Origin of the sequence: Candidatus Brocadia sapporoensis (assembly GCF_001753675.2) — a bacterium.
Classification (GTDB): Bacteria; Planctomycetota; Brocadiia; order Brocadiales; family Brocadiaceae; genus Brocadia; species Brocadia sapporoensis.
In genome coordinates, this window is record NZ_MJUW02000035.1 from 1 (window position 1) to 9,588 (window position 9,588).

General features: G+C 45.3%; 11 protein-coding genes. All 11 read left to right on the plus strand.

Features of this window, described 5'->3' with window-relative positions; translation table 11 throughout:
- Positions 1–314 precede the first annotated feature (314 nt).
- The 11 genes from BIY37_RS03140 (at position 315) to BIY37_RS03190 (ending at position 9,506) form a co-directional block, all read left to right on the plus strand.
- Complete coding sequence (locus BIY37_RS03140) at positions 315–1,457, plus strand: MlaE family ABC transporter permease (RefSeq protein ID WP_070066389.1); 1,143 nt, start codon at positions 315–317, stop codon at positions 1,455–1,457.
- 2 nt (positions 1,458–1,459) lie between these two features.
- A complete protein-coding gene (locus tag BIY37_RS03145; protein WP_070066390.1) occupies positions 1,460–2,254 on the plus strand; it encodes an ABC transporter ATP-binding protein in 795 nt (264 codons plus the stop codon).
- Positions 2,251–3,033 (plus strand): MlaD family protein, encoded by a 783-nt coding sequence (locus BIY37_RS03150; protein ID WP_070066391.1) that lies wholly within the window; start codon positions 2,251–2,253, stop codon positions 3,031–3,033. Before BIY37_RS03145 ends, BIY37_RS03150 begins: the two co-directional genes overlap by 4 nt.
- A 425-nt stretch (positions 3,034–3,458) precedes the next feature.
- Positions 3,459–4,070, plus strand: a complete 612-nt coding sequence (locus tag BIY37_RS03155; RefSeq protein WP_070066392.1) for a PqiC family protein — start codon at positions 3,459–3,461, stop codon at positions 4,068–4,070.
- A gap of 209 nt (positions 4,071–4,279) precedes the next feature.
- Entirely contained in the window at positions 4,280–4,756 is a 477-nt protein-coding gene (locus BIY37_RS03160) for a YMGG-like glycine zipper-containing protein (RefSeq protein ID WP_070066393.1), read from the plus strand.
- Positions 4,757–4,771: 15 nt separating this feature from the next.
- Positions 4,772–5,206 (plus strand): hypothetical protein, encoded by a 435-nt coding sequence (locus tag BIY37_RS03165; RefSeq protein WP_070066394.1) that lies wholly within the window; start codon positions 4,772–4,774, stop codon positions 5,204–5,206.
- A gap of 138 nt (positions 5,207–5,344) precedes the next feature.
- Complete coding sequence (locus BIY37_RS03170) at positions 5,345–6,133, plus strand: DUF4410 domain-containing protein (protein WP_201789376.1); 789 nt, start codon at positions 5,345–5,347, stop codon at positions 6,131–6,133.
- 77 nt (positions 6,134–6,210) lie between these two features.
- Positions 6,211–6,861, plus strand: a complete 651-nt coding sequence (locus BIY37_RS03175; RefSeq protein WP_179129255.1) for a patatin-like phospholipase family protein — start codon at positions 6,211–6,213, stop codon at positions 6,859–6,861.
- Positions 6,858–7,628, plus strand: coding sequence for a hypothetical protein (locus tag BIY37_RS03180; protein ID WP_080324809.1), 771 nt, complete (start codon positions 6,858–6,860; stop codon positions 7,626–7,628). Before BIY37_RS03175 ends, BIY37_RS03180 begins: the two co-directional genes overlap by 4 nt.
- 204 nt (positions 7,629–7,832) lie before the next feature.
- Positions 7,833–8,120 carry a GIY-YIG nuclease family protein gene (locus BIY37_RS03185; RefSeq protein ID WP_070066395.1) on the plus strand — a complete coding sequence of 96 codons (288 nt, stop codon included), beginning with the start codon at positions 7,833–7,835 and terminating at the stop codon, positions 8,118–8,120.
- 927 nt (positions 8,121–9,047) lie between these two features.
- Complete coding sequence (locus BIY37_RS03190) at positions 9,048–9,506, plus strand: hypothetical protein (RefSeq protein ID WP_070066396.1); 459 nt, start codon at positions 9,048–9,050, stop codon at positions 9,504–9,506.
- Positions 9,507–9,588 lie beyond the last annotated feature (82 nt).

A 9,588-nucleotide genomic window follows, 5' to 3' on the forward strand; every position in this document is an offset into this window, starting at 1 on the left:
CCCTTGTATTTGCTGGCTTAGCAGCTCATACACCCCTCGAATTGCGAAGGTCGGGTTAGGTAACGTCTGAATGTTCACGCATGGGCATCACTTGAACAAGACGGGGAAAAAATCTTCTTGTAAAATGAAATTTTATGTTATAATGCGTGCTCTATACTGTGCAATGCTGTTTTGAGTGATAATAACACTGAAACGGGTTCCTTACGACAAGGAGAAGCGACAGGTCGTGCGGATTTGTTTCAATCCCGCGTCTTATTTTCCGGGAAACTTCGTTTGGCTCAAAGATGGCGTGGTGCAAAATGAAGAACGACCCAATGAAAACAATAACAAACCCTGCAGAAGCCATGCTCAGTTTTCATGCTTTGCGTGACGACACTATGCTTATCCGGCTGGCAGGTGAGTGGAAAATATTCGGACAGTTTCCTCCGGTTGACGAAGTTCAGAAACATCTCCGCTCCGGCATCCGCAAAATCACCTTCGATACAAAAGATCTGACGGCATGGGACAGCAGTCTCATGACATTCCTTATAAAAACAAATACCTTGTGCATCCAGGGCAATATCGAGATTCAGAGGGAAGGTCTTCCTCAAGGCGTACAGAAGCTGCTCTCCCTCGCATCGCCTGAACACCAGCGGAAAGGAATAACCAGGAAGTCAGGAAAAAAGACCTTTCTTGAAGGGGTGGCTGATACAACATTTGATTTCATACGGACATCAAAGGAGATGTTTGCGTTTCTTGGCGAGTCATCGATCGCTTTTGGAAAAATGTTGTGCGGCAAGGCGAATTTCCGCCGCACAGACCTTATGAATATCATTCAGGAGAGCGGTGCACAGGCGCTTCCCATTGTTTCGCTGATCAGTACGCTGGTAGGTTTGATTTTTGCATTTGTAGGTGCTTTACAATTGAAGCTGTTTGGCGCACAGATTTATGTTGCGGATATTGTGGGAATAGCCATGGTCAGAGTTATGGGGGCGATTATGACCGGCATCGTCATGGCAGGCCGGACAGGCGCTTCATTTGCCGCTCAGATTGGTACGATGCAGGTGAATGAAGAAGTCGATGCACTCAAAACCCTGGGGATATCACCGATGGAATTCCTGGTGCTGCCCCGCATGGTTGCCCTTGCTCTCATGATGCCGCTTCTTTGCCTGTACTCAGATCTTATGGGAATCATAGGCGGAATGATTGTGGGCGTATTCATGCTCGATCTTAATTTTATGGAATACTACAATCAGACAAAATCGGCAATTGCACTCACCCATCTCTGGGTAGGGCTTTTTCACAGCGCCGTGTTTGGCGTGCTGATCGCACTCGCCGGATGTCTGAAAGGAATGCAGTGCGGAAGGAGCGCATCTGCAGTTGGTACTGCCACGACATCAGCGGTGGTGACAAGTATCGTAAGCATCATCATCTCAACGGCAATCATTACGCTTGTTTGTGAAGTGCTTGGCATTTGACCATGAATGAAAAAAGAGAAAATACCGGAGAGAAGGCAAAGATCGTGGTGCGCGACCTCGATATGGGATACGGCAGTTATGTGCTCATGCGTAATATGAACTTCACGGTGAACAGGGAAGACATTTTTATCATTATGGGAGGAAGCGGCTGCGGAAAAAGCACGCTTTTAAAGGTGCTCATAGGGCTGCTGGAGCCCTTGCGCGGACAGGTATTGTATGACGGCGCAAATTTCTGGGAGGGGGACCCTCAGCAAAAAGACCTCATCATGAGGCGGTTTGGCATCCTCTATCAGAGCAGTGCATTATGGAGTTCCATGACGTTAGCAGAAAATGTTGCGCTTCCGCTCGAACAATACACGAACCTCAGCAAGAATCAAGTCCGTGAGTTAGTCACGTTAAAACTTGCGCTTGTCGGACTCGCAGGATTCGAAGAATTTTATCCCTCGGAAATAAGCGGGGGGATGCGAAAAAGGGCTGGACTTGCACGAGCAATGGCGCTTGATCCGGATATCCTCTTTTTTGATGAGCCATCGGCCGGTCTCGATCCGGTCAGCGCCCGGCTCCTTGATGACCTTATTATTGAACTCCGGGATAGTCTTGGCGCTACCGTAGTAGTCGTTACCCACGAATTACAAAGCATCTTTGCCATCGGGAACAACTCGGTCTTTCTCGACCCTGATACAAAGACAATAATCGCATCGGGTGATCCGAAAAGACTGCTTGCAGAATCCAAGGATCCGAAGGTAATGAGTTTTTTAACAAGGGGGGAAAAAACACAACAGGGGGGAGAATCATGAGTAAACCGGTAAATAAGACACTTATAGGCGCTTTTATCACGGGGGCTATAGCCTTACTGGTTATAGCGATTCTTGTTTTTGGTTCGGGAAAGTTCCTGAAAAAGACGTTTCATGCCGTCATGTTCTTTGAAGGTTCTATTAAAGGACTCCATGAAGGTGCACCGGTTATTTTCAGAGGGGTAAAGGTAGGCTCCGTGACAGATATCCGTTTGTTTTACGACCCTGCCGATGACTCTCTTCGGATACCGGTGATCATCGAACTTGAGCCGGAAAAAGTTGAAAGGACGGATGCCGTTGAACGGCATCCGGAAAAAAATTTAAAACTGCTTATAGAAAGAGGACTGAAGGCACAGCTTCAGATGCAGAGTATCGTTACCGGCCAACTCATGGTCGCCCTTAATTTGTTTCCTGATAAGCCTGCCAGATATGTAGGTTTCATAAAAGAATATCCGGAAATTCCAACAGTTTCTACCCCCTTTGAGGAATTAACAAAGACAATCGAGAATCTTCCTCTTAAAGAAATTGTTAAGAAGACAACTCTTACCCTGAATTCGGTGAGAAAACTCATTCAGCATATAGACAAAAAGATTGATCCCTTGATAACAAATATCTCAAAAACGTCAGATGTTACCCAGAACACCCTAGAGGCTATGCAAGACACTTTGAAGCAAACAGATGAAACCCTTACGGTTTTTTCCGAAGCGGCCCGCTCTGCGAAGTCCTTAACAGAGTATCTGCAGCAACATCCTGATTCCATTATCAAGGGAAAACATCGATGATCCTGTCAGGATTTTAGAAATGGGTAATACCTGTAAAATTATCCCTGTCAGGGTTTAAAACCCTGACAGGGGTTGACTCACGAATCGTTTTCCCGGCGTGTTTTTGCTGGTATACGATACTCAAGAGGCTCACAATTTGTGATTTATAAACTTAATACCGACTTACCATAATCTCATGGGGTGGCACGGACAAGTTGTGCTTGTCCGTGTTTTTGTAATACTGTTAAATACCTGTGCTTTCAATGATCAGACCCGGGTTGTCTATCCAAATTTTAACACGGATATTTCACAAACGATGTCGTGCAAGCTCAACACGGACAAACGGAGTTTGTCCGTGCCACCCTCTTTATCAATCTAAATATTCCCTGATTGTGAACCCTTTAAGCATATTTGACAATTATGGATTTTATAGGGAGGCGTCCTCAATGAAAAAACATGCCGGTTCATTTCTTGCTCGTTTTATCATGATGGGAGCACTCGCCGTCATTATGGGATGCGCGAGTACTCCGCCATCAAGTTTTTATGTCCTGAATTCAATGGAAAGACAGGAGTCGCATCAGGAATGCCCAGACGCAATGCGGTATGTTACGATAGGAATCGGTTCCATCGAAATTCCTGACTATTTAGACAGGTCGCAAATGGTGATCCGGAGCAGTCGCAATGAACTGAAGGTTGACGAATTTAACCGGTGGGCAGGTTCTCTCAAGGAAAATATATCGTTGGTACTTGCCGAAAATCTCTCTCTCCTGCTTTCGACCGATCGTGTCTTTGCTCATCCGTGGGTGCCTGACGACGCTGTTAATTACTGGGTCCATGTTGAAATAATCCGTTTAGACGCCGTGCCGGGTAATATGGTTACCATGAAGGCGCATTGGACAATATTGGGAGATCATGGCAAAAAGGAGTGCATAACACGCACCTCAGAATGTACAGAAAAAATACGTGGGGATAGTTATGATATGATGGCAGAAACCATGAGCCGGACTTTCGAAAAATTGAGCCGGGAAATTGCATCGGAGATTGCAAAGTTAAAATAGATTTCTTGTAACCGTTTAGTTTTTTAAAATATTTCAACAAAAACAACGTATTACCTGCCGTGTAGAGGCAGGTTTCAAACCTGCCCCTACAATACAATAGTATTCATACAAAGAATATTTCAAAAAACTAACGTGGTACGATTCTTTGAATATATAAAATACCTGTTGTTTTTAATGAATCTCAAAAGGTTTCTTGAAAGGAGAGAACGATGAAGAGAATGATGTATGCATGGGGTATGTTTTTGGCGACAACTTTTGCCACAAGTTCTGTTCTGGCCCAGAACTTGATTATCTACCCTGCAAAAGGCCAAAGTCAGGAACAGATGGAAAAGGATAAATTTGAGTGTTATTCCTGGGCAAAGCAACAGACAGGAGTTGACCCTATGGTTGCATCTACGGCTCCCCAAGCAGCGAGTCAGGAAAGTACTGCTGGCGGGGCAGTAAAAGGAGCGGCGAAAGGAGCGCTCGTTGGCGCCGGCATTGGCGCCATTGCGGGAGATGCAGGCAAGGGTGCTGCGATTGGCGCAGTTTCTGGTGGCGCATTTGGTGGTCTAAAGAGCCGAAATCAGAGGAAACAGGCAGAGCAGGCGCAACAGCAGCAGATATCCCAAACGAATCAGAGGATCAACGAATATAACCGCGCATACAGCGCATGTCTCGAAGCAAAAGGATATACGGTAAAATAGAGAATGGAGAAAACAATGAAAACAATACAATTCGTGATTTTAACTTTTTTATGTGCATATCTTGTTTCAACTGTTTCACAAGCTGGCGATTATGATGGATCCAAGCCATTAATCTTTTCGGTAAAAACCGTTCTTGAATGCACACCAAACGGCGAATCCCACATTGTAACGGCAGAAGAGATGGAGATTCCTCAGTTTCTCATGGTTGATTTCAAGAAAATGACCATTAGCCCTTTGCCTCCGATTGCAGGCAGGCGCGATACGATAATCAAGCGTATGGAACGCATCAATGGGAAATTATTCCTGCAAGGGGCGGATGGTGGGATCGAGAATGTCCGGGATGGTGTTGGTTGGACGGCCGAGATTTCGGAGGATACGGGCAGGGCCGTAGTAACAGCATCAGGCGATGACGTGGGTTTTGTTATTTTTGGCGCCTGTCTGCCACGCTAGAATCTTCCAAAAAAATTAACGCCGTCAGGGTTGACTCACGGACCCGCGAATTTTAAAGGTTTTTGTTCCCGCCTTTTCAGGGGAATACATGGGCATTATCTATTTTAATATTTTAACCACAACGAAAGGGAAATCGTCATGAACAATAAAAACAGCGCACAGGACCATCTGGTGCTTAACTCCCCCGTAAAATTACCCGCAGAAGCTCCGCCGGTCCAGAAAAAAATGCCAATCATCGCGGCTGGTCTGTTCGCTTTGGCATTTCTTGCAGGCTGCTCCTCAACCAAGGTCACTAACCAACAGCAACTCGTGACCGGAAAGATTCCCCGTCCTGACCACATCATCGTATATGACTTCGTTGCCACGACTGGCGATGTCCCGGCGGATGCCTCGATTGCCGGTGAGTATGCCGAGCACGAAACGCCCCAAACCGCGGAGGAGATCGAGACCGGCCGTAAAATAGGGTCTGAAATTGCCGCGCATTTGGTAGAGGAGATTCGCAGCATGGGAATGCCGGCTGTGCGAGGCAATGCAGGAACAACGCTGCAGATGAACGATATTCTGATTCGGGGCTATCTTCTCACGATTAACGAGGGCAGCGCCGTCAAACGCATGACCATCGGATTTGGCTCTGGCTCGTCTACGTTACAGGTGGCGGCCGAGGGATACCAGGTGACAGCTCAGGGACTGCAAAAACTCGGATCAGGCACCGTAGAATCCGGCGGTAGTAAAGGCCCCGGAGCAGCTTTGGGAGCTGCCGCCTTTATTGCTACCGCCAACCCTGCGGGACTCATCGTCAGTGGCGGTATGAAGGTTTACGGGGAGGCGAGTGGAAAAGCCAAAATTGGGGGCCGGGCGCAACAGGCAGCCCAGGAAATCGCCAACCATCTCAAGATGCGATTCCGGGAGCAGGGCTGGATTGATTAGCAAAAATTATGGATAAAACCAACCCTGTCAGGGTTAACTCACCCATAAACAACATTGTTGAGCAAAGGAGGAACATTATGAATCATCGGAGAACGGCAATAGGTGAAATATTTCAGCCCTTCCGCATGGGTGTAAGTATCCTTATGTTCTTCTTTTTTGTTTCAGGTTGCATGCATTACCCCGTCAACAAACCCCTCGCAACGGTTGATCCTCATAGTGGTTACCGTGGAAGGTTCATGGGGCAGCCGGGAAATTCCGATGAAATGCTCTTGTTTCTTTGTTTCTCTGGTGGCGGTACACGGGCTGCTGCCTTTTCGTATGGTGTCCTTGAAGAGTTGAGAAATACAGAAGTGGCGATAAACGGCCAAAAACGGATGCTGCTCCATGAGGTTGATGGTATTTCTGGTGTGTCGGGAGGCAGTTTCACGGCCGCGTACTACGGCCTCTTTGGAGATCGCATCTTTGAGGATTTTGAGACAAAATTTCTGAAAAAGAACGTACAGGGCGGCCTTGTCCGGAGGATTTTGATACGGCCAGATAACTGGGTACGCCTCTCCTCCCCGTTTTTTCAACGGAGCGACCTCGCCGCGGAATATTACGACAAGATTCTTTTTGAGAAAAAAACCTTTCAGGATATGGCGGCAAGGAAAGGCCCCATGATCTTTATCAACGCAACGGACATGGTAACGGGCATACGAGTAGCATTTAATCAGGTGCATTTGATGTGATCTGTTCTGATTTATCCGGTTATCCTGTTGCGCGGGCCGTAACAGCATCATCTGCAGTGCCCGTTGTCCTCACACCCATTACCATACGCAATTACTTCAACGATTGTGGTTATACACTCCCTGAGGAATTAGAAAAGGTTCAGCGGGAACATGATATATCGTCCCGGTCATTTCATCAGGTGAGCAATATTGGGGTTTATCAGGATGTTGCGAAACATAAATACATCCATCTCGTTGATGGCGGCGTCTCTGATAATCTCGGCCTGAGAGCAGCTATTGACAGAGTGCTTATCTTCGGGAGTGTGTGGAATACACTGAAATATCTGAATCTCAAAGATACTCATAAGGTGGTCTTTGTTGTTGTTAATGCAGAGACTGAAGTAAGCAGCCATTGGAGTCTCCTGGGTACAGCCCCAACGATATCCGCAATGTTTGGTGCATATTCTTCTGTATCGGTAACAAGATATAATTACGAAACCGTTATGTTGCTGAGAGAGAGTTTCCGCCGGTGGACGGAAGAGATCCAGAAAAGCCGGTGCGGGGACAGCCCGATATCGACGGAACCTGGCGGATGCGGGGATATAAAATTTTATCTCGTTGAGGTAAAGTTTGATGCATTACGGGACGAGGCAGAACGCCACTATTTCAAGAGCATGCCAACATCGTTCAAATTGTCTGATAAACAGGTCGAAGATCTGCGGGATGCCGCCCATCGGATACTCACTGAATCAGAAGAATTTCAGCAGCTTTTGGCGGAGTTGAAATAAAGGTATATGGTATCAGCATATGAAAGCTTTTGACGCAAGCGGTTTAGACTTTTTAATGAACGTTTCATATACGGATTTCATACAAGCATGATCTGTAAATAGTAACATCAATAAATGACGTAAGCATAAAAATGTCATTGCGAGGGTTTTTTTCCGAAGCAATCTCCCTTTTAAAGCCACGAGACTCCGTCAAAGTACTGGTTAATGGATAAAATATATTCTGTTTACATCATGACGAATAAAAACAACACGGTACTGTATACGGGGGTGACGAATGATCTCAAAAGAAGAGTATATGTGCACAAAGAGAAGAAGGTCGAAGGATTTACAAAAAAGTATAACGTCACCAAATTGGTATACTACGAACTATTTCGTGACGTGAAAAATGCCATATTCCGGGAGAAACAAATTAAAGGTGGCTCCAGGGCCAAGAAACTAGAATTAATTAATAGCACGAATGCGGGATGGAAGGATTTGTATGATTGTTTGTGAGATTGCTTCGGGCTATCGCCCTCGCAATGACCGTGCAGGTATATTTATTACGCTCACTTTATATATACGGATTTCATACAAGCATGACCTGTAAATAGTAACATCAATAAATAACGTAAGCATAAAAATGTCATTGCGAGGATTTTTTCCGAAGCAATCTTAAACTTTTTGCGAGCAAGGGATTGAGGACCTATTCTGAGTATAACCGCGAGGAATCTCTGGGTTTGCTTTAGTCCCGCTTCGTAACCGCTCCGCTTTATGAAATGATAATATTTTACGCATTCCGTTTGCTGAAAACGCTATAATTAAGAAATGATGGAGTATAAAACTGTCATGACAATGGGTTTTTCAAAAATACGAAAATACCAGGGAGGCGCTCAATTTAGAATAGTGTTTCATTAAAGGGTCTGCATTCGTTATAGTCATTGCGAACGACAGTGAAGCAATCCCACCCTTGAGACTTCGTCGTGAGCTCAGTCGAACGATTGCTTCGGGCTATCGCCCTCGCAATGACCGTGCAGGTATATTTATTACGCTCACTTTATATATACGGATTTCATACAAGCATGACCTGTAAATAGTAACATCAATAAATAACGTAAGCATAAAAATGTCATTGCGAGGATTTTTTCCGAAGCAATCTTAAACTTTTTGCGAGCAAGGGATTGAGGACCTATTCTGAGTATAACCGCGAGGAATCTCTGGGTTTGCTTTAGTCCCGCTTCGTAACCGCTCCGCTTTATGAAATGATAATATTTTACGCATTCCGTTTGCTGAAAACGCTATAATTAAGAAATGATGGAGTATAAAACTGTCATGACAATGGGTTTTTCAAAAATACGAAAATACCAGGGAAAATTCCAATCCTGATTCTCTCGGGATTGTGTGAATAAAATTATGAAGTGCACCTTAACAAAAGAAGTTTGTATGCGACGCACATTAACGGCTTTTCTCACGAGCATGCTTATTTGGTTGAATTTTTTGACTGCTTACACCTCCCGGGCACAAAGCATCTCGGATGATGCTCAAACTGCCGATCTTCAGAGAAAAACACAAAATCCCGTGAACGATCTGATCAGCCTGCCGTTTCAAAACAACACAAACTTCGACTTTGGCCCCGACAACGAAGAACAGAACATCCTGAATATTCAACCCGTACTACCTGTAAGACTGAATCAGGAATGGAATCTTATTTCCCGTACCATCGTCCCTTTAATTCAAATGCCGGAATTGATACAAGGCAAAGGAGACACGTTCGGGCTTGGTGATATATTTCAGAGTATCTTTTTATCCCCTGCACAGTCAGGCAGTTTGATTTGGGGCATAAGCCCGGCCTTTCAATTTCCCACGGCAACAGATGATATCCTAGGCCTTATCCAAGCGTGATTTTTTTGTTGAGAGAGGTGAAGATGGTTGAAATGCCCGATTTTACTGGTTAAAATGGAGACGTGTGAAAACTTTAATAACC